This window comes from Caldivirga sp. MU80, from assembly GCF_001663375.1.
GTDB lineage: Archaea > Thermoproteota > Thermoprotei > Thermoproteales > Thermocladiaceae > Caldivirga.
This window is the reverse complement of sequence record NZ_LCTF01000005.1, coordinates 31,988-56,226: the sequence shown is the minus strand read 5'-3', so window position 1 is coordinate 56,226 and position 24,239 is coordinate 31,988. Positions and strand designations below refer to the sequence as shown.

The following is a 24,239-nucleotide window of genomic DNA, read 5'->3' as shown; positions in this document are numbered from 1 at the left end:
TTACTTCAAGTTATTGGGTATGCCTGCTCCAACTGCTCCACATCCTCCTGGCTTAACCTCCACCCCAATGCCTCCAGGTTCTCCCTTAGGTGCTTTTCACTAGTGGCCTTGGGTATGGCCACTGTGTTTGGTTTACCTATTAGCCAGTTTAGGGCCACCTGGGCCGGTGTCTTACCGTACTTTGAGGCTACTCTACTCAACACCTCAAAGCCCTTTGATGATGGGTTTAGCAGTGAACCTGTGCCCAATGGGCTGTAGGCTATTATGGCTATGTTCTCCCTCACGGCCACTGGCATTAAATCCCTCTCAACAAACCTATCTGAAAGATTGTACTTAACCTCATCAGCAACAACCTCATGCTTCTTAGCAGCGCCCATGGCCTCCATGAGTAGCCTTGAGTCGAAGTTGCTAACACCCATGAATTTAATTAAGCCATCATCAATGAGCTTCTCAAAGGCCCTAATGGTCTCGGAGATTGGAACCTCCCTACTGGGCCAGTGGAGTAGGTAGAGGTCGATGTAGGTTCCAAGCCTAGAGACACTGTTCTTAGCGCTCTTAAGGACGTCATTGTAGGAAGCGTGGTTAGGCCAAACCTTACTGATGATGAAGAATTCATCCCTAGGTAAGCCGGAGCTGGAGACGGCGGCCCCAACAATCTCCTCACTACAGCCACCACCATACATCTCGGCGGTATCAAACATCCTATACCCAAACTCAATGGCCCTTCTCAATAGGGCAACCCACTCAGCCTTACGCGAACAGTCAGGGGTCCAGTAACCACCCCCTATTCCCCACGTCCCAAGGCCTATCACGGGCATCTTTAAATTCCCCCTAAAGGTCTTATACTCCATCTCCATGAGCGCCTCCCTGAAGCTTGGATTAATAACACTTACCGTTATGGTTACTAAATCCTTAATGGGATTGACGTTGAGCTCATGTATAATTTATAAGTAAAAATATGCATTACATTTACGTAAATAGGTAGCCGATCACTGGGGCCTAACCTCAAAGCTACCGTCGGGGTGAACAATAGCCCTCGCCCTCCTGGTTGCCCAGCAGGAGAACACTATACCCACGGCGAAGGTGGCTGGGTGCCTATAGGCGTATTCAATGTGGACGTCAAGCGCCGTGACCACGCCGCCAGTGCCATGCGCACCTATGCCCAGTTTATTCACAGCCCTTAGAAGCGCATCCTCAAGCTTAGCCACATCTGGGTTACTGTTCCTTGAGCCGATGGGCCTAAGCACAGCAGCCTTCTTAGCCAACTTAGCCGCCACGTCCACCGACGGCCCAATACCAACGCCAACAATGACGGGTGGGCAGGGCATTGGACCTGCGTCAACAACGGCATCGAGCACTAGTTTAGGTAGCTTCTCCCAGGCGTTACCGGGTGGTATCACGAATGCCTTGCTGGGTAGCTCTGTTCCACCACCCTTCGGCGTGTAGACCATTTCAAGGTAATCACCGTCGAAGAGTTCGATGTCGAAGACAGGTACCCCAAGACCAGTATTGTCGCCGCTATTCTTCTCACTAACCGGGTCAACAGTGTTTGACCTGAGGGGTAGTTCCTTAGTGACCTCCCTAACAGCCTCCGTTAATATTTGAAGTAGCCTGCTTCTAATTGGGAAGCCGTCACCAAGCCTTATGAAGAATGTAGGCACCCCCGTGTCCTGGCAGACTGCAGCCTTGTAATTCTCAGCTAGGTTAATGTTCTCGAGTATTGCATTTAACTGAACCCTACTGGGTTCATGGGTCTCAATGTTAAGTGAACCCTTAATCGCGTTCTTGACGTCAAGGGCCGGGGACACACTGGCCATTTTTACTATCTCCTTAGCCGCCTCCTTAACGGCATCCTCAAGCTTAACCGGCATGCCTCACTTCACCCCCCAGCATTAATAAGACTTCCCCTAACTCACCTACGGCGTTAACGTGGGACACTACCCAACACCTCCCTGGCCGCCTCATCAACCCTCTCCCTAGCCTTCCTCCTCAGGTCCTCGTAGTAGTTGTTGCCCTTTGAGTCTATTATCACTGTTAATGGGCCGAACTCCTCAACCTCAAGAATCCACATAGCCTCCGCTGCGCCTAAGTCAAGCCAGTGAACCCCCAAAACCCTCTTAATGGCTCTGGCAGCCAATACACCTGCACCACCAGTGAATATCAAGTATGCCGCCTTAAACCTCCTCATGGCCTCGGTGGTCCTGGACCCCATGCCCCCCTTCCCTATCACCAGCTTAACCCCAAGCTTCTCAATGACCTCCGGCTCGAACTCCTCCATCCTGGCACTGGTAGTTGGCCCCATGCTTATTATCCTCCAGGATTCACCCTCCTTGACAGCAACGGGGCCTGCATGGTATATGACACCTCCCCTTAGGTCAACAGGCAGGGCCTCACCCCTCCTAATCGCCTCAACCATCCTAACGTGGGCTGCGTCACGGGCGCTGACTAGGATTCCGCTGACGTAAACCGTGTCACCAATGTTTAACCTTTCAACGTCCTGGTCACTGATGGGGGTCTTTAGGTGATAGATTGCCATAACCACCTGCACCTTAACCTACAAATAAGCTTTATGCCCAGCCGGCATGAGGGTGCTGCTTATAAGCGGCGCCATATACCTATAGCCAGGCATGGAGTCGACGTTAGTCATCCTTGCGGGTGGGGGGTCGAGGAGGTTTCAACTTGGCGATTCAGGTAGCGTGGATAAGTGCCTATTCCCATTTAACGGGGAGCCCATGATAATGAGGATTATTAGGCAGGCGACAATCTTCAACAACGTGGTCATAGCGGCTGGGGTTAACTACGAGAAGTACGTTAAAATGGGCCTAAGGGTGATTAAGGATAGTGAGCGGCTTAGGGGTGTGTTGGCTGGGGTGGATTCGGCATCCACACTGGGTGGTGTGTTGGTTTTTTCACCATGCGATACACCCAACGTGACTGTCGACGTCTTCAAGGCACTCATGGATAATGGCCCATTGTCAGTCTTCGTAATGCCCAATGGGCTTGTTGAAACCCACTTATTCAGAGTTGACTCAGACCTGCTTAGAGGGATTATGGATATCATCGCCAATCACGGTAGGGAGCGGCTAAGCGACGTGTTTAGGCTTTCAAGCACTGTTAAGTTCCTAAGCCCACTAAGCCATGGATTAAGGTTAACCTACTTCCTCAACGTTAACAGGAGAAGCGACCTAATGGGCTTCAACCTAAGCGGACCCATAGTGTTCACCAGCGATAAGGAACTCAATTGGCGTGAACCACCCCTACTAAGGGTACTTAACGGTATGAGTGACCCTGAGGAGGAGTTGTGGAGTGAGGTTAAGGTTTACGTGCGTGAGGGCATAATGACACTGGCCGCCCATGCCCTAAAGGACCTTGAACACTTGAGTAGGGGCTTTGGGGCTATGGCCAACATGATACTTAACTCCATTGGCGTTGAGAAGTAGTTAAATGCATGACTAAAAAATGGCCACGGCTGGTTTAAAAGCACTAATAAGCATTTAGAATTAATGAGGCTACATGAGGATAAGTACATAACGCTACACGACCTAGACGAGGTGCTGGGTAATGCACCCAGGTGTAACCCAGGCACCGTGGAGTTGGCCCTATGGGATGCGGTGGGCCTAGTCCTAGCGGACGACGTGGTTGCACCCTTCGACACACCGATAATGCCAAGGGCAGCCTACGATGGGTTCGCCGTTAGGTCAAGTGAGACGCCTGGCACATTCAAGGTAGTGGGGTCTGTGTTGATAGGGCAGGTGCCGAGTGGCGTTTTGGGTAAGGGTGAGGCCTACTACGTAACGACCGGCGCTTACCTGCCAAGGGGTGCTGATGTGGTTGTCCCAGAGGAGGACGTGACGGTTAACGGTGACTTAATCACCGTCAGCAAGGCCTACCCGGTGGGCAAGAACATTGATGAACCCGGCTCATATGCGAGGAGGGGCCAAGTACTGGCCAGTAAGGGAACTGTTTTGACCCCATACATAATGTCGGCGCTGCTTGAGGCAGGGGTCTTTAAGGCTAGGTTCTACAGTAGACTCAAGGTATCGGTAATATCCACGGGCAGTGAGTTGGTTAGGCCAAACACCCCGGAGGAGGCGTTGAGGGAGTTCATGAATGGTAAGGTTATTGAGAGCACGGGCTCACTGGTTAAGTGGTTCATGGGCAACTACATGCCCTACCTAACGGTATTGAGGCATGTTATCGTTAAGGATTCCTACGGTGAAATAATGGAGTCAGTTAAGGGGGCCCTGGTGGAATCCAACATAGTCATCATAACTGGTGGGACAGGCCCAAGTGACATCGACTACGTGCACGAGGTCATAACATCACTAAGGCCTAGGTACTACGTAAGGGGGGTTAAAATGAGGCCAGGTAGGCCATCAACAGTGGCCGTGTTCGACGATTGCCGTGTGGTTTTCGGCGTTAGTGGCCATCCCATAAGTGCGTTAAACGCCCTAACACTGTTAATTAAACCATTCGTGGAGTCTATGCTTGGTATAACTAGCACTATACCGATACCAAGGGTCTACGGTAAGCTTGCTGGGTCAACCGAGCCAGGTAGGGGTCTCTGGAGGCAGGTTAGGGCTAAGGTTGAGCTTGGTGATGAGGGCTACGTGGTTAAACCCATAAGGATCACGGGCAGCTCCTTCACATCAACATTAGCTGAAGCCGATGCACTGGTCAACATCCCGCCATGGGTTAATGAGGCTAAGGAGGGGTTGCTAGTTGAACTCATTCTACTTAAGGAAACTACTAAAGTTAAGCGATGAACAATGTAATGCTATATATTAGTAATTACGTTTTTAGTATAAACATTTGAATAAAGTTTATATATCTAGGCTAATAAGCCTAGTGCATGAAGGCTTCAATAAGGCTCATTGCTGGTAATAGTCTTGGTCAGCTACCTCACGATAGTCAACCCCATCGGCTCTGAGGTAGTTTTGAGGGCCCAGCAATACAACATAACACCCTACAACACCCTGTACATGTTCATAATTGAGAGTCCACCGATCACGAGTATGTCCGTGTACAACCCCAACATCTTCCACGGTGGGTTAGCCACCTACGGTCTCGTTCAGGACTTCCTGGCTTCGTTGAATATAACATCAAACACCATGGTCCCGGACCTGGCTGGTGGAACTGGACGGTTCTACCCAACGGCACCCTTGAGGTTCTATTCAACCTTAGGCACACTGGGTGGAATAATGGCGAGTTGGTCACGTGCAATGACGTTTACGCGACAAACCTCATGCTGGGTCTGGTTGATGATATGGCTGGTAACCTTACCATTATAAACGATACAACGTGCGCCTTCATGGTGCCTAGTGGATTTTACCTACCTCCAACATCACCGGGTAACGTGATTGATGATTTATTTGGGACCCTGGACTGGGGTGGGGTTGCCTTAGTTTGGTCTTACAGTGCCTGGAAGCCTTTAGTTGAAGCTGCCACGGCTAATTACTCGCAGGTTTACCTATATAACTTCGGCCCGCCATCAGTGGCTTCATCAGCTGAACACAACATATCAAGTCTAATTAACGAATTATTCACGCTTAAGCCCACCTACTCGCCATCAATGGCGTTTTACAATGGCCCATTCTACGTGTGCGATGTAACACCTGAGTACATCCTACTCTGTAAGAATCCGTACTTCTACGCTGCAAATCAAATACCGGTCCAATACATAGTGCTTTACCAATACGCCTCAATGGCCCAGGTGTATGCAGCATTGGCCACGGGTAAGCTCAGCTACTGGCAAACCGGCGGCACGTCGTTATCACCAACCCTGCTGCCCCAAATACTAAGCAACCCGTACATTAAGATGTACATCTACCCGGCCTTCGGTGGTGATGCGCTTTACTTCAACTTCCTTAATCCGTGGTTGAGGATTACCCAGGTTAGGCAGGCTATCTACTATGCGGTGAACTGGACTGAGCTGGCCCAATCTGCCTATGGGCCATTAATACTGCCCTCACCAATGCCTCAGGTAGGCCTAAACCCAGTGTACTACGAGCAGTGGTTGGTTAATACGAGTAAGTATTGGGCCTCACTGGGCCCTGAGTGGGCCTACGTCAACTACACCTATAACCCAAGCCTAGCTGCTCAGTTGCTTGAGTCCGTTGGTTTTAAGAAGGTGAATGGCATATGGTACACTCCAAACGGCACACAATTCGCACTAACAATATACATATCGTCAAGTGCCGCTCCACCGCAACTCACGCTCGCCAATGAGATAGCTAACGCATTAACAAGCTTCGGAATACCTACAACGGTAGTCACCTTCCCAAGCTCCGAGTATAGGACTATTGTTCAGAAGGGGCAGTATGACCTATTCTTCGCCTACTACAGTGATTCGTACTCACCCTACATACCGTCATTCTTCCCGGAGAGCGGCTACTTCTCGGGCCCAACAGCCACGTATAACATTACCCATTGGGATAACGTGATAGTGCTCCCCAACGGCACCTCAGTGAGCCTGGCCCAGGTGTGCTACCAGGCCGTGACGCCGCCGAGGCTCTTCCAGTGCATAGCGGACACCATGTGGGGTATTAACAAGTACCCATGGTTCATACAGTTGGATTGGTCCGTTAGCGTAGTCTTCGTTAACACTAAGTACATTAACTGGCCCGTTAATGACTCATCAATATGGATTAACCTAGAGCAGCATTCAACACCAGGCTGGTATGCGCTGTTAACCCACATATCATTCAAGACCTCGGTCACCACAACAACCACGGTGCCGGTAACCACCACTACCGTGGTTACCACAACCACTGTTCCCGTGACCACCACGACAGTAACCACCACTACCACTACCATTTCAACCGCTACAACTACAACCACAACCGTGCCGGTGACCACAACCACGACGGTAACCACAGCAACACCGGTGGTGACCACTGTAACAGTGACGAAGCCTGTGATAGGCACGCTGGCTATAGTGGGGATAATAGTAGTGGTGATAGTGGTTGCGGCTGTGGTGGCTTTAATAGCACTGAGGAGGAGATAGTTAACCTAAATATCAATTATAGATTATTAAAAACATTCCTTCTTTTCCACCTCTTCCATATAAATATCTTTATAGTACTTAAATAGTGCTGTTGGTGCCCCTTAGGTGTATGTTGGCTGTTGTGGTTACCAGTAAGGGTAGGTTTGAGGTTAGGGATATCCCCATGCCTAGTCTCAACGCTGGTGAAGTCCTGGTTAGGATTAGATATGCGGCGTTGTGTTATAGGGACCTGCTTCAACTTAGGGGCTACTACCCAAGGATGCGTTACCCAGTGGTGCTTGGGCATGAGGTGGTTGGTGTTGTTGAGGAGTCTAGGGACCCTAGGTTTAGTAGGGGGGATAGGGTTGTTCCAATACTCCACAGCATCGATGGGACGTGTGACATGTGCCTTAGGGGTGAGGAGGTTTACTGCAGGAATAGGTTAAGCTTCGGTGAGGAGGTGGATGGGTTCTTCGCCGAGTACGCCAGGGTTACGGGTAACTCACTGGTTAAGGTACCAGACTGGGTTAGTGATGAATTGGCGGTGTTAACCCCATGCGTCCTAGCCATGCTCTACAGGGGATTTAGGAGGATTAACCTAAACATGGGCGAGACAGTGCTGGTCACTGGGGCCAGTGGTGGAGTTGGGGTTCATGCAGTTCAATTGGCCAGGGCAATGGGGGCTAGGGTCATTGCGGTCACCAGGAGTGAAGAGAAGGCCAAGGTGCTTGGCAAATTCGCCGATGACATCATAGTTGGTTCAGGGTTCAGTGAGGAGGTTAAGAGGAGGTTTAATGGCGGAGTCGATGTTGTTGTGGAGGCCGTGGGGACGCCAACCATTAGCGAATCCATCAGGAGCCTTAGGGCTGGTGGTAGGCTACTTCTCATAGGCAACGTTAACCCTGATGAAACCTACCAATTGAGGTTGGGTTACACAATACTAAAGGACATAATGATACTCGGTAACGCAGCGGCCAATAGGAGTGATGTGGCCTCCGTCTTCGGCATTGTTAAGGTTAGGCCCATTGAACCAGTGGTGGCCGCCAAGTACCCACTGAGGGAATTCGCCGAGGCGTTGAGGATGCTTGAATCTGGGTCGAGGATAGGTAAGGTGCTTCTAGTGCCCTAAACCTACTCAACTATCGTCATGAGCAGGGTCAGTATTTTCGAAGGGTCTTGGCTATCCTTAGCCAGCGTCCAAAGGGGGCTGTTGCTGCACACCCTATACCTAATTATGCTCCTGCTCTGATCCTTCTCAATCAGCCCGTGTTTATAAAGCTCCTCAAGAATATGCTTAACCAGCGTCAACACCACGGGTATGACATTCTCCCTGTTAATGTACTCAAGGAGCGTCTTAGGTGTGAAGCTCACGCATGTGCCCATGGCCCTATTTATCGACCTATACAGGGCCTCACTAACCCACCTCTCAATCTCCCTGAAGTCCGATGGGTAGCTCACGTGTTCTTGAACCATAACTAAACCTGGGTTGGGTTATTTAACAAGGTATGGTTCACTGAGTATACGTTATCTAGTCCTGAATACTCAGGAGTATGACTCCTGAATATACGCGTTAAGGCAGCTTGGGCTGGTTAATTAAGTTAATAAGCGGCTGAATGATAGGGTTATTACTATTGCCAGTACTGCCGCTATTAGGCTCTCAAGTAGGTTAACAGCCTCGTTACTTAACTTAACCCTTGGGTCATAGATTAACCTAGTCCTCTCACCGCAGGTGTGGACCTCATGCTCAGTCACCACACCACACCTATCGCAGTAGTACTTGGGTTGAGTTAAGGCGCCTATTACGCTATCCATGACCTCACCCACGTAGCCTAGTGCAATTATAAGTAGAACCAGTTGTATCGATGGGTTAAGCGAACCCCAGTTGAACTTAACCCAGAGGGGTGAGGTGTTGAAGACCCTGGTTAGGGCTAGGTAGGTTAAGGCCACCGAGGCTGAGCCGGCCAATGAGCTTAACTCACCCAGCGGCGTCACTGCGCCTGACGTGCCTGGTGAAACCCTAGCCCTGGGCATTGTGAACAGTATTGGCCTACCCCTGGACAGGACGCCGATTTCACTGGCCCACGTGTCCGCTGATGCAGCTGCCAACGACGCAACATATGATGCCAGGAATACCCCAGACGCCTCGGTTAACCCAACCGCATACATAATTGAGCTGGCCATGGCCATCACAGCTGGGGTGAAGCCAACGGCCACCACTTGATTAGCCTTCCTACCCTCCACATCATCGGCGACGCCTAGCTTAACCTTACGCTCCTTACCGAGCCTAGTGACTAGGGTTGTGTAGGCTAGGAATAGTATGAAGAGTAGGACTGAGGGAAACCCTGAAAGGGTCACCAGGGTCCCAACCATCACAGACTGGGGCATTGCACCCCTCCTAATCACCTTAGCCCTAATAGCCAGTACGCTTAACGCAACCGATGCCAGTAAGCCGGCCACCAGGTACATTATAAGTATGTCGTATGTGTTCATTCGCCAATCACCTCAACCACAACCCTCCTCCTGGCCCTAGGCCCATCAAGCTCAATGAGGAGGATGTTCTGCCAAGTACCCCTAACCATGGAGCCATTGACGAGTGGTATATCCTTGCCCTGCCCCAGGAAGGCACTTGCGAGGTGCGAGTTGGCGTTGTCGTCAATTAGGTTGTGGGCGTAGTTACCCTCCCTTGGGAACAATTCAAGGATCTTGTTAACGATATCCCTCATCAACCCCTCCTCAGCCTCATTAAGCACCACGGCTGCTGTGGCGTGGGGTGCGAAGACAAGCACAATCCCATTCCTAACCCCACTCTCCCTCACCACACCCTCAACATCACTCGTTATGTCAATGACCTCAACGCGGCTCCTAGTACTGTAGTCAAGCTCCTTAACGAAGAACTTCATTGAAGCTGTTACGGCTAACACCTAGTTTTAAATGTTCCCATTTCACCTAAATTCTAAAGCACCGCTAGGCCAAGTCTCCTAGAGAACCTTAAGCCAAGCCTATCCTGAAGCATGGCGATGTACTCGCCCAGTTGACCAACAGTGAAATTGGCATAGACGTGGGCCAGGGTTAATAACCCATTGTACCTAACCGGGTCAACGTAGTCGCCGAGCATTAGCCCAGCCACTTCAGTTAGGACACTGGTATCGTTCAATTCCCTGAACCTCGGCCTCTTTAGGAATCCCTCACCCCTAATGGGTACCTCAACCAACATTGGTGAGTCATCCATGGAGGCTGAGACGTAGGTTAAGGCCACTTGAGGTAGGTTAAACAGTACCGATGGGTCTAGGCTGGGCTCAACCCCCCTCAGGGTTAGGGAATCGTTAAGCTTCCTCTTAACCATCCTAACCAATTCGTCGTCACTCAACTCACTTAGCCATGGGCTTAAACCACCGCTCAAGACCATAGGCTTAACCATCCCATGGCTAATCCCCACCCTCCTAGTTGACGATGCTAGGAGCGTTATGTCGCTTACTGATTGGTTGAGGAGTAGGCCCATTAACGATGCCTCCCTAGTACCGCTCAGCCTCCTCATTAGGTTGAAGAAGCGTAGCCTCAGCCTCCTGGACCAGGTAACGGAGTAGTAGTTCAAGCCCTCACTGGCTAATTCACTAACCTGACTAACACTACTCTTGGCTAATTCACGCAGTATAGCGTACTCCTTATACACCCTCAGGTTAGTGTCCTTGCTAACGAAGATTAACCTAACACCCCTCCTGGAGACCTCGGTGAGTAGGCTTGAGGTTATGTTTAGGAATTCAACGGCCTCGGGTATTGCGTAAACCTCCCCAATACTCCTACCCAGCAGTAGGACTCGTAGGGCCTCAAGTAGCTTGACGAAGAGGGAGCCATCCATGAGTACGTACCTTAACCCACCGTACCTGTTAATGGCCTCTAGGGCTGCCTTAACCTCAAGCGTGCTCATTGTCAGGATACCGCCTGGTGACGACTCTGGGAATAATGCAACCTTAACCACCCTAATGGGCTCCATGCCCATGTTATTCACGGCTATGGCCCTAGCCATACTGAGCAGGTGGCCGTTAGCCAACTTAACCTCCTGTAACCCACCGTCAACGGCGACGGCATTCCTAAAGGAGCCACTGGGGTTAATGTTAATCCAGAGCCCGTCGATAACCCCCTCAAGGCCGTTTAACCTACCCTCAGCACTCTTCATCTCACTTGATATGGAGTTCAATTCCCTAATGAGCAGGTCCATGAATAAGTCAGGCATGGCATAACCATGCTTTGGGTTATTTCAACCTTCTGTGTTGGCTTAAAGTATTAGTGTTATATCCCGTAAACCCGATACCTAAAGGTATTAAACTTATAGGGAATTCTTAACATTACTTACTAACAATGCTTAATAACACCTTTAAGGCTGTTTCATTCGAATGGAGCCTATTGGCTACGTGATTGGCAATAACGGCGTGGATGAGTTAACGATGATAGCTAACCCAAGGTATGCCGATGAAATAAGGCTCTTCGACTACGTTTACTACGACCAAGGGGATTCGAGGATACTGGCCCAGGTCGTTGACATAAGCCGTGAGTTGTACAGGGTCAGCGACTCACTGGCCCCGGTGGTGTTTAATGATGGTATTAAGCCCGTGGAGACTATCCTAATTAAGCTACTTGTCATCGGTAAGAAGGCTGGGGATGTGTTGAGGCTACCCGAGGCACCACCCCCAGTATCAACCCCAGTCTATAGGGCTAACCCAGACCTGGTCAGGTCCTACCTAGGGTTGAGGGGTAGGTTATGCATTGGTTACTTATCCAGCCTGCAGGACGTTAAGGTATGCCTAAACGAGAGGGCCATTAATAGGCATATGGCTATAATAGGGGCAACCGGCAACGGTAAGACCTGGCTCAGTGTATTGATAATTGAGGAGTTGCTCAAACTGGGGGCTACGGTCCTAATCCTGGATCCACACGGCGAGTACGTTAAGGCTAAGGAGTCCATTGATAAGCTGGGTGGTGCAGGCATAACGGTGTTTAGGCTTTCCAAGCAACACATGGGCGACTTCATGTATAGGGTTGGCTTAATGGCCGCCGACCCTGACCACGTGGCCTCGGTATCCGGTATTGATGATAAGGCCGTTAGGGTTAGGGAGGCCTTCACGCTAGCCCACACGTGCATTAAACTGGCCGCCAAGGCCTATGGGGACCCTAAGCTAGCCACCTTGAGGAACATGGAGAGGCTACTCTCCCAAGTGGCCTCTGGGCACACTGTACAGGTGGCGATGCTTCAAAGGCTGTTTGGAACCAAGTACCCGACCAGCGACCTAAGCGGGAACAGGTACTTCGATAAACTTAAGTCCGTGCTCTCCGATTTAAATGAACTAGCCTCACAATCCCAAGGCCGCCACGCAGCCCTGGCCGCTAAGAGGTACGTTAGGAGGCTTAGGAGGCTTAGGGTCTACGCCCCATTAAACACGCCACTGCTTAAACTCCTTAAGGCTAGGCACGCATCAATAGTAAACCTGGCTGGGCTCGATGACTCAGTCCAGGACCACGTGGCCTACAGCATACTAAACAGGGTGCTTAAGGCTAGGATAAACTACGTTAGGAGGCTACCTGGCCCCAAGTACCCCTACCCAGTCGTCATTGTTGTTGAGGAGGCACATAGGTTTGCCCCGGGTAACGGTAGGAGGACGTTGACGTATAGTGTGCTCTCCAGGATAGCCATGGAGGGTAGGAAGTTCGGCGTATTCCTAATCCTAATAACCCAGAGGCCATCTAAGATAGACCCAGACATACTTAGCCAGGTCCAAAACTACGCACTGCTTAAGATTGTTAACCCCAAGGATAGGGAGGCTTTACTTGAGGCTGGGGAGTTGATGAACGGTAACCTGGATAGAATACTGGCATCGCTTAACGTGGGTGAGTCACTGATGATGGGGCCCATGGTTGGTGGGCAGGTGCCCATAGTGGTTAGGCTTAGGAATAGGGTGCTTGAGTACGGTGGGGGTGACATTAACCTCGACAAGTACTGGGGGGTTAAGGATAGTGACTACGAGGCCAAGTTAAGCAAAATAATGGGGTTAACAATACCCAGACTAACAATTGAGAGGGCTAAGCTACTGCTGGATAAGGTCACCGGCGAATCCATGGAGGGCTCAATAATCAGGGGCTACGTCAACGGGGCCAGGGTTGAAGTTGACTTAAGGAACGGTACCTGGAGCTGCAGCAAATGCAAGAGACAGGCCAAGCCCTGCGAACACGTCGTAGCCCTACTACTCAAACCTTCAATTCCCCCTTCGAGATCCTCATTGAAAGGATGACTTGAACCGCCTCCTTAGCTGCCTTTTTGAGCTTTTAATTCTCTTTTCAGATCTTCACGCCAATCCAATGACTGACGAGTACTATAGGCCAGTGGTTGCCCTTTTAATTCTCCTTTGAGATCCTCGTGTTACAAAGTGTTAATTTCTATGAGGCCTCACTGAGAAATGTCCTTCAATTCTCTTTTGAGATCTTCTGGTTGCTCTGGCTTTATTTGGGTTTTTAAGTTTTGTGGTTTATTTTAAATGTTTGCCATTAGAACAGGGTTTCAGAGCTCATTGTATGGTTCATTCTTGTTCCGATGGTTTTGATGGTGGGATTGAATGGTTGTTCCAATCGAAAGGTGATGGAGGAATTGAAATAGTGTTCCAATGGTTTTAAATCCAATGCAAAATGGGTGAATTGCATGAAACATGCAAAACAATGATGAAACAAATGAACACGAAGAAGCATGAACCAAATGGCAGAAACGCATGAAACATGCAATTTAAACAGTTAAAATGCATGTAGTTGCTATTAGGTTATTTATCCTGTAATTGCTAGTGGGTATAGGGTTTAAGGATGTTAAGTCTCTTGACCAGTAAATTAGGTGTAGCAGGGATTGTTCATTCAACCAGTATCAGATGTAGGATGCCTGCTACTTATAATACGCTAGAATCCTAGGGTTGCTGTGGTGTTTCACTTATCGTAAGTATTTTTAACCTATAGTTCATTAGGCTGCTGATGACTGATTTGGCTGGTAGGGTTATGGTGTATGTTAGGAATGTTGAGCAGGCCCTTGAGCAATTGAGAGGGCAGGGTTTGGGTGGGGATGTTGGGGAGGTTGTGGAGTTGGCTGAGGCTTACCTGAAGGACACTAAGCACTACCTCAAGGTGGGTGACTATGAGACTGCCCTGGCTACCATATCCTACGCCGAGGGGTTGCTGGATGCCTTAAGGGTACTGAAGCTGAGGGACATTAGGTGGATGAAGCCCAGTGATTTGGCTAAGTCAGCAGAGAGGAAGGTCTTCGTGGCGGGCACCTTCGACATAATCCACCCAGGCCACATAGAGTACCTAAGGTATGCGTGGAGCCTCGGTAGGGTGGTCGCCGTGGTGTCCACTGATGAAAGTGTTAGGAGGGTTAAGGGTAGGGAGCCCATTATACCGGCTGAGCAGAGGGTTAAGGTGCTGGGCGCCATAGAGTACGTCACAAAGGCCAGGGTGGGTTACCCAGATGACATGTTTAGGGTCGTGGAGGAGGAGAAGCCCGACCTGGTGCTGCTCGGCCCAAACCAACCCTTCAGTGAGGAGGAGGTTAGGAGGGCCCTTAGGAGTAGGGGTGTTGACGCTGAGGTGGTTAGGATGAGTAGGCTCGTTAACTGTAGCCTATGCAGCACATCTAGCATAATAAGGAGGATAATAGGCATGTCCAGTGAATTGGCCTCAACGCTCAATAACCACTAGCATTACCCTGAGTGTTAAGGTAAAGCACGTAGATGTACTTATCGCTTAACTCCAGCTCATCATGTGGGAATGCAGACGCCACAGCCCTAACCTTATTCCTAATGACACTTAACTCACTGGTGAACATGGGTGTAGTTGACCAACCCTTATCAGGCTGCCAACCCGCAATAACTACAGTTAACCTACTAACCCTAATCAACTCACGCATTATCGCAACTATATCGCCGAGACCGCCCGCCAGGTTGAGTATGCCTGAATCAATCGACTTATCCCTAACCGGGAGCTTAACGTAACTTGACAGTATAACGTCACCGCCCACCTCAAGCACGGCGTTCTTAACCTTAGCATTGCTAACCTCCTCAGCAACGTATATTGATGGGGCCATTAGGGCTGGCTCGGCGTCACCGAGGACCAAGCTCCTCCCAATCATGAACCTAAGCATGCTGGCCATGGTATCACCCCGGGGTGTGGGGTTAAAACCATCACGCTGGGCGCTGGTGTGCAATATTTATTAAGCTTCAGGTGTGGGGTGAGTCGATGCATAATTCGGCATTAGGCTACATAAATGGATTCGCCATCACTCCCCCAGGCAGGTATTACGATAAGGGTTACAGGGAGCTCTTCGCTGAAGTAGCCCTAAAGGCCCTTGAGGCCGCTGGTAACCCGGACATTAAGGCGATTTACGTGGCCTCAGCCCTATCTGAGTTAACCGGGGAGCAGTTGGCCATAGGAAACGTGCTGAGGGACTATGCTGGGCTCAGGAATATCCCATCAATAAGGATTGAGAATGGTGATGGGTCAGGTGGCTTCGCAATCATGACGGCCCTAAACCACCTCGCATCAGCGGGAAACGGGTGCATGCTAGTGGTTGGTGTCGATAAGCCACACGAGGTCATTTCACTTAAGCAGAACAAGTACGCCTCATACCTCCTCGACTCTGACTACGAGGCCTACTTCGGGGCCACGCCAGTAGCCTTAGCGGCAATAATGGCTAAGCAGTACATGAGGAGCTACGAGTACAAGTACGAGGACTTAGCAACATGGGCCATTAAGATGCATGAGAGGGGTGCCAAGAACCCGTACGCATACTTTAAGAGGGCCGCTAAGCTTAAGGACGTACTCGACTCCGAGCTTGTAGCCGACCCCCTAAGGCTATACGACGTCTCCCCCTTCGTGGACGGCGCCGCGGCGCTGGTCCTATGCAGCAAGCCAAACCCCAATGACTTAGCCATCGGCGTAATTAACTATGGCTTTGGGGCTTCAAACTCCTACTTCGCCTCAAGGAACGACTACACGGTCTTGTCATCAGTGGTGGAGGCTGCTAAGGCGGTGGGACCGTTGGAAAATTTCAACGGTGTAGTTAGCGTGCACGACACGTACAGTATATTCGGTGTACTGGCCCTTGAGGCACTTGGCCTATGTAAGAGGGGGAGCGCCCTTAGGCTACTTAACGAGGGTTACTTCGACCAGGGTGGCAGGGTTATGGTTAACCTTGATGGTGGGTTGAAGGCCGTGGGCAACTCAATGGGTGCATCAGGAGTTTACCAAATGGCCGGCGTGGTTATGCAGCTTAGGGGTGATAAACCATTCAACGGTTTAAACGCTGAATCGGCAATGGTGGAGGATATGGTTGGCGTGGATCAGGAAAGCGTGGTGTTCACGCTGAGGGTGGTGAAGTAATATGGTTGACCAGAACCTGTCAGTACCCAAGTACTGGAGGAAGATACCCCAGTACTACAGGTTAACCGCTGTTAAATGTAGGAAGTGCGGCAGGGTTTACTTCCCACCCAGGGCAGTGTGTGAATGTGGGTCAAGGGAATTCGACGAGTATGAACTACCGAGGAGGGGTAAGTTAATAGAGTACACGGTGCTTAGGAGCGTTACGTCTGACTTCGAGAAGCAGAGGCCACTCGCCTTCGGCATAGCTGACCTTGGGGGAGTCAGGGTGTTTGGGCAACTTGTGGACTGCCCCAACCCAGATAAGCTCGGTGAGGGGGCTGAGGTTGAGGTTGTGTTTAGGAGGGTTAAGGAGGACAGCGACTACGGCATAATTTATTACGGCTTCAAGTTAAGGCCAGTTAAGGGGTGTTGGTAATGGCGGTGGGCATAGTTGGCTGGGGTGCCTACATACCCAGGTACAGGATTAAGACCCGTGAGATAGCCGAGGCCTGGGGTGACGATGCGCTTAGGATAAGGGACATGTACCTAGTTGAGGAGAAGGCCGTGGGCTACATCGACGAGGACCCGGTCACCATGGCTGTTGAGGCGTCTAGGGATGCCTTAACCAGGGCCGGTATAGCACCCAGTGAGGTTGGAGCCGTGTTTGCTGGTACTGAGTCTAAACCCTACGCCGTTAAGCCAATATCATCAATATTAATAGATGCCCTTAACCTTAAGAGGCAGGTCTACTCCGTTGACATGGAGTTCGCCTGTAAGGCTGGCTCGGACGCCATAGTCAACCTAATGGGGCTTGTTAAGTCAGGCCTGATAAAGTACGGCATAGCGGTGGGCACCGACTCATCACAGGGCGAACCAGGTGAACACCTTGAGTACACGGTGGGTACTGGCGCCGTGGCGTACATCATAGGCTCAACTAACCTAGTGGCTGAGATAAAGCACACTTACCCATTCGCCTCAGACACACCCGACTTCTGGAGGAGGGATGGCTCACCTTACCCAGTGCATGGGGAGGGCTTCACTGGGGAGCCAGCCTACTTTAGGCACATAATAGGCGCCGCCAAGGGGTTAATGGAGGAGCTTGGTATGAAGCCCAATGACTTCGACTACGCAATCTTCCACCAACCCAACGCCAGGTTCCCAGTTAGGGTAGCCCAGATGCTTGGGTTCCCGCTGGAGAAGGTTAAACCGGGTATAGTCGTTGATTTGATTGGGAACACCTACAATGCCTCAGCCCTACTGGGCCTAGCCAAGGTCCTTGAGGAGGCTAAGCCGGGGTCTAGGATACTCGTCGTGACCTTCGGCAGTGGGGCTGGCTCAAACGCCTTCTACATAGAGACCACTGACCTACTGCCTAGTAGGGTTAAGTTAGCCAGGACGGTGGGTGAGATGCTTGAGGATAAGGTCTACATAGACTACTCCCTATACTTAAAGTACAGGAGGATAATAAGGATGATCCACGGTTAGGTTAAGGCTGGATCAATATACCAACGAAATGTTTATTAAAGGGATTAGCGGCTGCCTAGCTGGCGATACGAACGTCAACAGGATCCGGAACGTATAGGGGAAGGCCCAGGCGAAGGGGCCGTGGTCCAAAGCCAGTGAAGGTGGGTGACGTCGTTGATGTTGAGGTGACGGAGGTTTCTAAGAGGGGTGATGGGGTCGCTAAGATAAGGGGCTTCATCATCTTCGTGCCAAACACTAAGCCAGGCGATAAGGTTAAGGTTAAGATAACGAGGGTTGGCCCATCCTTCGCCGTGGCTGAACTGGCCACGGGAGCAGGTGAGTCAACTCAAGCAGCCTCCACAAGCCAGGAGGAGGCCCAGCCTGGGGAGTCGACGCAGGAGGAGTTTGAGGAGGAGTAGTTAGTCTTTAACCTATTTAAAAACTGTACTAAACAGGTTTTATCGACGGTCCTTTAACGGTAAATCAACTTGTCGGCACACGACACTACGGCATTGTGTATAACCGGCCTTGCATAGTCAATCCTCCTATTATCCCTAGTTGGGTGAACCCTATTCGTGAATAGCGTTACGACTAGGTTGAGTTCCGTGTCTATCCAAATTGAAGTGCCTGTGAAGCCGGTGTGCCCAAAGGCCTTACCATCAGTTAGTAAATCCCCACCACTGGTTGTGACACCCCTCCTGTACACCTGCCACCCTAACCCATAGCATGATTCACCACAGGCCCAGGGAGTCCACATTGACCTGACACTCGGCCTCGATAGGAATACCCCATCCCTGTATGACTCGAGGAGGGCGTTCCCTATCCCAGCCGCCTCCTCGGCCGTTGCAAATAATCCTGCATGCCCAGAGACACCTCCCATAGCCCTGGCGTTCTCATCGTGGACTATACCCACCAAGGCGTCGTTAGCCTCATTAACGTACTCCGTGGCCACTACATCATCCCTACTGAACCTCGTTAACGGGTTGTAGAGCGTCCTCTCTAGGCTGAGGGGTTCGGCAATCATTTCATTGAATACCGAGTCTATGCGCTGGCCCGTTAGTTTCTCCACCAATGCAGTTAACACTATGTAGTTTAAGTCACTGTAGACGACCCTTGAGCCTGGTTCGTAAACTGGGAACGCCGTTAAGGCCTGCCTAATAACATCATCCCTACTGGACGCGGACTTGTAGAGGGGTAGCCAGGCCGGCAGCCCTGAGGTGTGTGAGAGGAGCATCCAAACCCTAACCTTATCCTTAACCTCACTGAAGCCTGCGTTTGTGGTTGAGAACTCGGGGATTACGTCACTCACCCTCTGGGTGAGGTGGATAACCCCCCTCTCCACGAGCCTCATCACTATTATTGAGGTTGAGAGGGCCTTCGTTAGTGATGCTAAGTCAAACAGCATGCCACCCCTCAACTCCCTCTCAACTGGCTTCAGCTGGGCGTAGCCGACGGTTAAATCCATTATAACCTCCCCATTAGCCATAACAACCAGTGATGCGCCTGGGTAAGCATCCTTAACAAGGCCCCTAAGCAACCCCCTAACACCCTCCACGCAGTCCATGGTGGCTGGGCTGGCTTAGGTTAATAAGTGGTTCAGTTGGTTTAACTTCATCACGTTGCAGTACGGAGCTCACTCATCACTGGGGTTTTTACGCTGGCGCCTATTTTTAAGGGATCCAGGGTATCAGCCTAACCAGTATCATTGAGGCGACCAGTATGGCAAGTATGACTAGCCTTACGCTGAAGGGCCCAGCCCAAAGCTTCCTCAACTCCCTCCACCTCCTCCTAACCTCCCCCTCATCCCCACTCAACAGTGGCCCAGCTAACCTAAGGGTCCTCGGTATTAGGACTAGGGAGACCAGGGATACGTAGGGTATGTAGCCGAGGAGCGCCGAGGAGACCAGGGCCACGTAGATTGAGGCAATAACTCCATACACCAGGTACCTAACCCTCCTTAGGCCAAGCAGGAGGACCAGGGTTAACTTACCAACCCTCCTCGAGGCATCCAGTTCAAGGGCCCCGGAGCCTAGGAGTATGAGTAATGTGAATAAACCATTCGATGTACCCACGAGCAATGGTGCTGGGTTTAGGTATATGCTGGTTTGCACTATGTAGGATCCCCACGTGACCAAGGGGCCCATGGCCAATGCAGCGAAGGCCTCACCAAGCCCCCTATAGTGGAGTTTAAGGGGTGCCTCACTGTACCCAATGCCGATCAGGATCCCAGCCAAGCCCAGTATTAGGACTGGGAGGCCAACCACAATGGCCAGGTAGACGCCAGCGGCTATTGTTATGGAGATGAAGATGTAGCCCACCAGCCTAACGCTACGTGGGTTTAAACCGAGGTCAATTATGGGGTTGGGCCTATGGGCGAAGCCACTGGCCCTATAAAGCACATCAACCCCAGTGCTGTAGTCCACGTAATCGTGGACCAGGTTAACCCCGGCCTGGGCAAGCATTATGGCTAATAGGGTAATCACGTATATGATGGGCTTAAAGATTCCATTCAGGTACCAGGCCAGGGCCGTGCCAAGGGTAACTGAGGAGAAGGCACTGGTCAGGGTCGTTGGGCTAAATGAAACCAGCCAAGGCCTCAAATCGCTAATCCTCATCGCACCAAGCCACAGACCACCGCATTTAAAACTTGAGCTCGGCGCCGGGCTTAAATAAGCCAAGCCGATTAACCGTTAATGGTGTTCAAGGACCTGAGGGGTTACCTAGGTGAATTGGAGGGGAGGGGTGAGTTGGTTAGGTTAAGTGAGCCGGTTAGCGTTGACTTGGAGTTACCTGCATTACTAAGGAACATGATGTATAGGGGTGGGCCGGCGTTGCTTATTGAGAGGACTAAGGAGGGTACATTACCGGCCGTGGGTAACCTATTCGGCACCTGGGAGAGGGTCCTCCTAGCCCTGGGCGGCGTTGAGCCGAGTAAGGCGTCTGAGAGAGTGATTGATCTACTTAACGTTAAACCTCCCACAGGTCTCATCGATGCCGTTAAGGCCCTCGGCGAGTTGAGGGATGCCTCAAGGTACTTCCCAAGGACAATTAGGAATGCCCCGGTTAAGGAGGTTGAGTGGAGGGAGATTGACCTAGGCAAGTTACCGGCCATTAGGCAGTGGTCCCTTGAGCCCGGCAGGTTCCTAACCTTCGGTGTATCCATAATTAGGCGTGGCGGTATCACTAACTTCGGCTACTACAGACTTCAGGTCATTGGGAGGGATAGGTTCATAATGCACTGGATGCCTTGGAGGAGGAGCGTCCAATACGCAGAGGAGGGTGAAACCGAGGTAGCAGTGGTCTTTGGCCCAGACCCAGTCACAATGCTAATGGCGGGTGTACCCGTACCGCACCCACTGGATAAGTTGCTTCTAACAGGCGTGGTTAGGGGTGAGGGGGTTGAGTTGGTTAAGGGCTCCACGGTGAACCTCAACTACCCAGCCAACGCGGAACTGGTGATTGAGGGTAGGTTAACGGGGGAGTACGTTAAGGAGGGCCCCTTCGGGGACCACGTGGGCTACTACTCAATAGTCAAGGAATACCCAGTGGTCAAGGTAACTGCAATCTACTCAAGGGAAGACCCAGTAATCCCAGTAACCGTAACAGGTAAGCCTGTGCTTGAGGATGGGAACATAATTAAATTCGGGATTGAAGTCATGAAACCCCTCCTAAGGCAGCTAATACCTGAAATCGAAGACGTCTACATGCCCCCGGAGGGGGTGGGGTACTGGACAATAGTTTCAATCAGGAAGAGGTACCCAGGCCAAGCCAGGAGGGTTATGACGGCCCTATGGGGGTTGCTACCAGTCTACAACAAGGTGGTGGTTGTGGTTGATAGTGGCGTCAACGTGAGGGACTTGGGGGAGGTTGTCTACGCCATAGCCTCAAACCTAAACCCACAGAGGGACGTGGTGGTAATGCCAGACTACCCAACCGAGGAACTGGACCCATCAACCCCAACACCAGGCCTAGGCAGCAAACTAGGCCTAGACGCAACAAGAAAACTACCAGGCGAGTACGAAGGCAAGGAATACCCAGAAGAGGCCAAGGCACCACGGGAGGTTGAGGAGGCAGCTGAGAAACTGGTTAACGCTATATTATCCAGGTACAGGAACACAAAGGCCAATAAGGCTTAAGGACAACCCAAGTTGCTGGATATGACCCCCTCGCCCTGCAAGCTGGGCTTTCACTCTGAGGGGTCTTGGTAGTTACTCCTATACGGAGACTACTAAATACCCTAGTAAAGCTGGGCCCTGTGAATCCACCGCCATGAGATCCCACGCAGTACTGCAATCCGCCATGAATGGTGAAAATTAACTATAATCATCGGTTACATTGGGTAGTGTTTTTAAATTCTGGTTTGCCTAATGTTTTGAGCCGGGTCGTCTAGCGGCCAAGGATGGTGGGCTCTGGACCCACTGACCCCGGTTCGAATCCGGGCCCGGCTACCAGAAAAGATTCTTTTTTCCAATCTGTTAATGAGTATAAAACATGAAGTAGTGAACCAGGGTTTAAAATCTAATTTAAGGTAACAAAGACCCTACACATAATAACTCAAGTAATTCACTAAGCCATTACCTTATATACACCTTAGAATTATTGAGCCACTTAATGCTGCTTAACAATCCATCATATGTTAGGTTATCATTACTCTATGCGACGTAAGGTAACGGCTAATTAACGCACTGCTTAATGTCCCTGCCCCTAATAGGCTAATGCTTCGTATAATGACTAAGGATACTGCAAAGGTGTGGTGAAATGTAGAGGAAAGTTCTGAAATTAAATAAATTTTGAAGTATCTGATTGTACATTATTATTAGGGTTATTTGTGTTGTCTGTTATTTAACCTGTAGTGGGGTGTAGACTTGAATGCGTGTTCTGCCTGTGCATGTGTCCTTATGCACCCATGATGAAAACCTGCCGTGGGAGATTGCCTCAGCTATGAAGTGTGATATGACTGTAATCTCCTGCTCAATGTGAATTGGGTTTAAGCCGAAGTCAGTACTCATGAACCTGGTTTCGGTTAAGCCAGTGTATGAAGTAATTTTATCTTTACGGAATAGACTTGCCAAGGGTGCTTTAGATTCATCCCTCAAGTCATCGGTTAAGCCGAATGTGAAGTAGTACACGTCCTCATTATCATTAATGTTCAAGGTGATGTAAAAAGTGTAGATGTCCTTCATGTTAATGGTGTAGAACCAATCCCTCTCAATCCCATGCAAGGCAAATACGAGGGGGAATGCTGTGAAGAATTGCGTGAAGCCGCTGCTAAACGGCCTACCGAAGCCAAGGGTAAAGGATGCTTCATCACCCTTCTCATTAAGTGCATAAAGTAAGCCAGGTGGGATTAGGGTGAATGCACCCTCCCCATGCCTACGCCTGAGGATGCCTAATGAAAGCCTCCAGGCAATGTGCATAGACACCCGTGTAGACGGATGAAGACCACTGGCAATGAAATCAGCAAGTTCATCACATTGGTAGTGCGCAGTGAAGAATGAACCATAGACAGTGAACACCACACCAGTAGGACACTGAATAGGCTTAGCCCCTTCCACCAACTTCCTCAACTGCTCTTTAAATAAAGCCAGTGGATCCTCCTGAGGTTGTTGAGGTTGAGCCATGTTTAACATGTGCCTTAGGGTTTAAAAGCACGTAAGGTAATGGAATTAGTTAATTATTGTAGCGTTACCGATTTCAGTGCCTTGTCAAGGCCCTTATACGTATTGTACATTGCGAATACTGCGATAATGTAACCTATACCAAACACTATTGCTAAGTATGCTGACCATTCCCACCTAGATATTGCCGTATTAAACTCCTTAATGTTGAACATGTTATAGAGGTCCTCAGCTATATCAGCTATTTTAAACCCAAGGAATATTAACCCAAATAACGGTATCACTGCGTAAATGACCCAGTACCAAAATAACGACCCAGTATCCTTAATCAACGTGGAGTTATTGTAAGACCATCCAATACCCCTAATACCTCTCTGCTGCAGATGTGCACCGTAAATAACCATGAATAGTACTATTATTGCATCAAGGAGATAATATAATAACGATAGTAACGGATTTTCTGTAAGAGCTACTAAGGTAATGAAAATTAGAAGCAGTAAGATATTAACAGGGATAATATAGAGCATAATTAATACGCCACGCCTAGCCATCCTTATATAATTCAAAAGCTCACTACTAGGGCTAGGCTGACTGCTCATGTCCGTCACTCTTTGCTTAACTTTTAAATATTTCGAAAGCACATCAATAATACTTAAACAAAGTATCCTTACTAGTTCTAGGTATAACTAAAGAGAGGTGTCTCACGTATACCTCTTAACTGCTGGCTGTTAACCGATTAACCGTGGCCTGAATGGCAACTGGTGTGTAAATTATAGTGATTAAATGGT

At 50.1% G+C, this 24,239-nt stretch carries 24 protein-coding genes and 1 tRNA gene; 13 read left to right on the top strand and 12 right to left on the bottom strand.

Annotated features, from left to right (window positions below; genetic code table 11):
- Nucleotides 1-5: 5 nt before the first annotated feature.
- From AAX04_RS02380 to AAX04_RS02370, 3 genes are all read right to left on the bottom strand, one after another.
- Nucleotides 6-857, bottom strand: coding sequence for an aldo/keto reductase (locus tag AAX04_RS02380; protein WP_066793442.1), 852 nt, complete (start codon nucleotides 855-857; stop codon nucleotides 6-8).
- Between the two features lie 132 nt (nucleotides 858-989).
- A complete protein-coding gene (locus tag AAX04_RS02375) occupies nucleotides 990-1,871 on the bottom strand; it encodes a fumarate hydratase (protein ID WP_066793440.1) in 882 nt (293 codons plus the stop codon).
- Between the two features lie 53 nt (nucleotides 1,872-1,924).
- The gene (locus tag AAX04_RS02370) at nucleotides 1,925-2,536 is read right to left on the bottom strand and encodes a FumA C-terminus/TtdB family hydratase beta subunit (protein ID WP_066793438.1); all 612 of its coding nucleotides are present in this window, start codon (nucleotides 2,534-2,536) and stop codon (nucleotides 1,925-1,927) included.
- A 91-nt stretch (nucleotides 2,537-2,627) separates the two neighbouring features.
- Here AAX04_RS02370 and AAX04_RS02365 point away from each other — a divergent pair, with 91 nt between their 5' ends.
- The 5 genes from AAX04_RS02365 to AAX04_RS02345 all read left to right on the top strand — a co-directional run bounded on the left by AAX04_RS02365 (nucleotide 2,628) and on the right by AAX04_RS02345 (nucleotide 8,114).
- Nucleotides 2,628-3,440, top strand: a complete 813-nt coding sequence (locus AAX04_RS02365) for a molybdenum cofactor guanylyltransferase (RefSeq protein ID WP_066793435.1) — start codon at nucleotides 2,628-2,630, stop codon at nucleotides 3,438-3,440.
- A gap of 63 nt (nucleotides 3,441-3,503) precedes the next feature.
- Entirely contained in the window at nucleotides 3,504-4,766 is a 1,263-nt protein-coding gene (locus AAX04_RS02360) for a molybdopterin molybdotransferase MoeA (protein ID WP_066793433.1), read from the top strand.
- Nucleotides 4,767-4,889: 123 nt separating this feature from the next.
- Nucleotides 4,890-5,291 (top strand): hypothetical protein, encoded by a 402-nt coding sequence (locus AAX04_RS12335; protein ID WP_238377765.1) that lies wholly within the window; start codon nucleotides 4,890-4,892, stop codon nucleotides 5,289-5,291.
- Nucleotides 5,210-7,006: an ABC transporter substrate-binding protein gene (locus tag AAX04_RS02350; RefSeq protein WP_238377764.1), complete on the top strand. Its 1,797-nt coding sequence runs from the start codon at nucleotides 5,210-5,212 to the stop codon at nucleotides 7,004-7,006. The genes AAX04_RS12335 and AAX04_RS02350 overlap by 82 nt, the downstream gene beginning before the upstream one ends.
- 109 nt (nucleotides 7,007-7,115) lie before the next feature.
- Nucleotides 7,116-8,114: an acryloyl-coenzyme A reductase gene (locus AAX04_RS02345; RefSeq protein ID WP_066793427.1), complete on the top strand. Its 999-nt coding sequence runs from the start codon at nucleotides 7,116-7,118 to the stop codon at nucleotides 8,112-8,114.
- Between the two features lie 2 nt (nucleotides 8,115-8,116).
- Here the strand turns inward: AAX04_RS02345 and AAX04_RS02340 are convergent, their stop codons facing one another.
- The 4 genes from AAX04_RS02340 to AAX04_RS02325 all read right to left on the bottom strand — a co-directional run bounded on the left by AAX04_RS02340 (nucleotide 8,117) and on the right by AAX04_RS02325 (nucleotide 11,216).
- The gene (locus AAX04_RS02340) at nucleotides 8,117-8,458 is read right to left on the bottom strand and encodes a hypothetical protein (RefSeq protein ID WP_066793425.1); all 342 of its coding nucleotides are present in this window, start codon (nucleotides 8,456-8,458) and stop codon (nucleotides 8,117-8,119) included.
- Nucleotides 8,459-8,578: 120 nt separating this feature from the next.
- Nucleotides 8,579-9,475, bottom strand: coding sequence for a DUF92 domain-containing protein (locus AAX04_RS02335; RefSeq protein WP_066793420.1), 897 nt, complete (start codon nucleotides 9,473-9,475; stop codon nucleotides 8,579-8,581).
- A complete protein-coding gene (locus tag AAX04_RS02330; RefSeq protein WP_066793418.1) occupies nucleotides 9,472-9,885 on the bottom strand; it encodes a secondary thiamine-phosphate synthase enzyme YjbQ in 414 nt (137 codons plus the stop codon). Before AAX04_RS02330 ends, AAX04_RS02335 begins: the two co-directional genes overlap by 4 nt.
- 53 nt (nucleotides 9,886-9,938) lie before the next feature.
- A complete protein-coding gene (locus tag AAX04_RS02325; RefSeq protein ID WP_066793416.1) occupies nucleotides 9,939-11,216 on the bottom strand; it encodes a DNA double-strand break repair nuclease NurA in 1,278 nt (425 codons plus the stop codon).
- 160 nt (nucleotides 11,217-11,376) lie between these two features.
- Here AAX04_RS02325 and AAX04_RS02320 point away from each other — a divergent pair, with 160 nt between their 5' ends.
- Both AAX04_RS02320 and AAX04_RS02315 read left to right on the top strand, forming a co-directional pair.
- Nucleotides 11,377-13,266 (top strand): ATP-binding protein, encoded by a 1,890-nt coding sequence (locus tag AAX04_RS02320; RefSeq protein WP_066793414.1) that lies wholly within the window; start codon nucleotides 11,377-11,379, stop codon nucleotides 13,264-13,266.
- 721 nt (nucleotides 13,267-13,987) lie between these two features.
- Complete coding sequence (locus tag AAX04_RS02315) at nucleotides 13,988-14,710, top strand: DUF357 domain-containing protein (RefSeq protein ID WP_066793412.1); 723 nt, start codon at nucleotides 13,988-13,990, stop codon at nucleotides 14,708-14,710.
- On the opposite strand, the gene AAX04_RS02310 is transcribed toward AAX04_RS02315, so the two are convergent.
- The gene (locus AAX04_RS02310; RefSeq protein WP_066793410.1) at nucleotides 14,697-15,161 is read right to left on the bottom strand and encodes a hypothetical protein; all 465 of its coding nucleotides are present in this window, start codon (nucleotides 15,159-15,161) and stop codon (nucleotides 14,697-14,699) included. The genes AAX04_RS02315 and AAX04_RS02310 overlap by 14 nt on opposite strands.
- 86 nt (nucleotides 15,162-15,247) lie before the next feature.
- On the opposite strand from AAX04_RS02310, the gene AAX04_RS02305 reads away from it, so the two are divergent.
- The 4 genes from AAX04_RS02305 (at nucleotide 15,248) to AAX04_RS02290 (ending at nucleotide 18,252) form a co-directional block, all read left to right on the top strand.
- On the top strand, nucleotides 15,248-16,390 hold the full coding sequence (locus AAX04_RS02305) for a hypothetical protein (protein ID WP_066793404.1): 1,143 nt from the start codon (nucleotides 15,248-15,250) through the stop codon (nucleotides 16,388-16,390).
- A 1-nt stretch (nucleotide 16,391) separates the two neighbouring features.
- The gene (locus AAX04_RS02300; RefSeq protein WP_066793401.1) at nucleotides 16,392-16,805 is read left to right on the top strand and encodes a Zn-ribbon domain-containing OB-fold protein; all 414 of its coding nucleotides are present in this window, start codon (nucleotides 16,392-16,394) and stop codon (nucleotides 16,803-16,805) included.
- The gene (locus AAX04_RS02295; RefSeq protein ID WP_066793530.1) at nucleotides 16,805-17,854 is read left to right on the top strand and encodes a hydroxymethylglutaryl-CoA synthase; all 1,050 of its coding nucleotides are present in this window, start codon (nucleotides 16,805-16,807) and stop codon (nucleotides 17,852-17,854) included. Before AAX04_RS02300 ends, AAX04_RS02295 begins: the two co-directional genes overlap by 1 nt.
- 134 nt (nucleotides 17,855-17,988) lie before the next feature.
- Nucleotides 17,989-18,252, top strand: a complete 264-nt coding sequence (locus AAX04_RS02290) for a TRAM domain-containing protein (RefSeq protein WP_369818400.1) — start codon at nucleotides 17,989-17,991, stop codon at nucleotides 18,250-18,252.
- Nucleotides 18,253-18,305: 53 nt separating this feature from the next.
- On the opposite strand, the gene AAX04_RS02285 is transcribed toward AAX04_RS02290, so the two are convergent.
- Together AAX04_RS02285 and AAX04_RS02280 are read right to left on the bottom strand one after the other, a co-directional pair.
- Nucleotides 18,306-19,397, bottom strand: a complete 1,092-nt coding sequence (locus AAX04_RS02285; protein WP_066793396.1) for a serine hydrolase — start codon at nucleotides 19,395-19,397, stop codon at nucleotides 18,306-18,308.
- 106 nt (nucleotides 19,398-19,503) lie between these two features.
- Nucleotides 19,504-20,448, bottom strand: a complete 945-nt coding sequence (locus AAX04_RS02280; RefSeq protein ID WP_066793394.1) for a prenyltransferase — start codon at nucleotides 20,446-20,448, stop codon at nucleotides 19,504-19,506.
- Nucleotides 20,449-20,526: 78 nt separating this feature from the next.
- Between AAX04_RS02280 and AAX04_RS02275 the strand changes: the two genes are divergently transcribed.
- Nucleotides 20,527-21,969, top strand: a complete 1,443-nt coding sequence (locus AAX04_RS02275; RefSeq protein ID WP_084761150.1) for a UbiD family decarboxylase — start codon at nucleotides 20,527-20,529, stop codon at nucleotides 21,967-21,969.
- A gap of 239 nt (nucleotides 21,970-22,208) precedes the next feature.
- Nucleotides 22,209-22,284: transfer RNA gene (locus AAX04_RS02270), tRNA-Gln, on the top strand.
- Nucleotides 22,285-22,671: 387 nt separating this feature from the next.
- Here the strand turns inward: AAX04_RS02270 and AAX04_RS02265 are convergent.
- Together AAX04_RS02265 and AAX04_RS12130 are read right to left on the bottom strand one after the other, a co-directional pair.
- Entirely contained in the window at nucleotides 22,672-23,454 is a 783-nt protein-coding gene (locus AAX04_RS02265) for a hypothetical protein (protein ID WP_156519657.1), read from the bottom strand.
- Nucleotides 23,455-23,507: 53 nt separating this feature from the next.
- Nucleotides 23,508-24,050: a hypothetical protein gene (locus AAX04_RS12130; protein ID WP_066793389.1), complete on the bottom strand. Its 543-nt coding sequence runs from the start codon at nucleotides 24,048-24,050 to the stop codon at nucleotides 23,508-23,510.
- Nucleotides 24,051-24,239 lie beyond the last annotated feature (189 nt).

Bases quoted from the DNA above. Each gene is read 5' to 3' on its own strand.
- AAX04_RS02335 (WP_066793420.1), bottom strand. From the start codon at position 9,475: ATGAACACATACGACATACTTATAATGTACCTGGTGGCCGGCTTACTG.
- AAX04_RS02280 (WP_066793394.1), bottom strand. From the start codon at position 20,448: ATGAGGATTAGCGATTTGAGGCCTTGGCTGGTTTCATTTAGCCCAACG.
- AAX04_RS02295 (WP_066793530.1), top strand. From the start codon at position 16,805: ATGGCGGTGGGCATAGTTGGCTGGGGTGCCTACATACCCAGGTACAGG.
- AAX04_RS02330 (WP_066793418.1), bottom strand. From the start codon at position 9,885: ATGAAGTTCTTCGTTAAGGAGCTTGACTACAGTACTAGGAGCCGCGTT.
- AAX04_RS02305 (WP_066793404.1), top strand. From the start codon at position 15,248: ATGCATAATTCGGCATTAGGCTACATAAATGGATTCGCCATCACTCCC.
- AAX04_RS02360 (WP_066793433.1), top strand. From the start codon at position 3,504: ATGAGGCTACATGAGGATAAGTACATAACGCTACACGACCTAGACGAG.
- AAX04_RS02325 (WP_066793416.1), bottom strand. From the start codon at position 11,216: ATGCCTGACTTATTCATGGACCTGCTCATTAGGGAATTGAACTCCATA.
- AAX04_RS02345 (WP_066793427.1), top strand. From the start codon at position 7,116: ATGTTGGCTGTTGTGGTTACCAGTAAGGGTAGGTTTGAGGTTAGGGAT.
- AAX04_RS12130 (WP_066793389.1), bottom strand. From the start codon at position 24,050: ATGAGCAGTCAGCCTAGCCCTAGTAGTGAGCTTTTGAATTATATAAGG.
- AAX04_RS02340 (WP_066793425.1), bottom strand. From the start codon at position 8,458: ATGGTTCAAGAACACGTGAGCTACCCATCGGACTTCAGGGAGATTGAG.
- AAX04_RS02370 (WP_066793438.1), bottom strand. From the start codon at position 2,536: ATGGCAATCTATCACCTAAAGACCCCCATCAGTGACCAGGACGTTGAA.
- AAX04_RS02265 (WP_156519657.1), bottom strand. From the start codon at position 23,454: ATGGCTCAACCTCAACAACCTCAGGAGGATCCACTGGCTTTATTTAAA.
- AAX04_RS02275 (WP_084761150.1), top strand. From the start codon at position 20,527: ATGGTGTTCAAGGACCTGAGGGGTTACCTAGGTGAATTGGAGGGGAGG.
- AAX04_RS02375 (WP_066793440.1), bottom strand. From the start codon at position 1,871: ATGCCGGTTAAGCTTGAGGATGCCGTTAAGGAGGCGGCTAAGGAGATA.
- AAX04_RS02300 (WP_066793401.1), top strand. From the start codon at position 16,392: ATGGTTGACCAGAACCTGTCAGTACCCAAGTACTGGAGGAAGATACCC.
- AAX04_RS02320 (WP_066793414.1), top strand. From the start codon at position 11,377: ATGGAGCCTATTGGCTACGTGATTGGCAATAACGGCGTGGATGAGTTA.
- AAX04_RS02315 (WP_066793412.1), top strand. From the start codon at position 13,988: ATGACTGATTTGGCTGGTAGGGTTATGGTGTATGTTAGGAATGTTGAG.
- AAX04_RS02285 (WP_066793396.1), bottom strand. From the start codon at position 19,397: ATGGACTGCGTGGAGGGTGTTAGGGGGTTGCTTAGGGGCCTTGTTAAG.
- AAX04_RS02310 (WP_066793410.1), bottom strand. From the start codon at position 15,161: ATGGCCAGCATGCTTAGGTTCATGATTGGGAGGAGCTTGGTCCTCGGT.
- AAX04_RS02365 (WP_066793435.1), top strand. From the start codon at position 2,628: ATGGAGTCGACGTTAGTCATCCTTGCGGGTGGGGGGTCGAGGAGGTTT.
- AAX04_RS02380 (WP_066793442.1), bottom strand. From the start codon at position 857: ATGGAGATGGAGTATAAGACCTTTAGGGGGAATTTAAAGATGCCCGTG.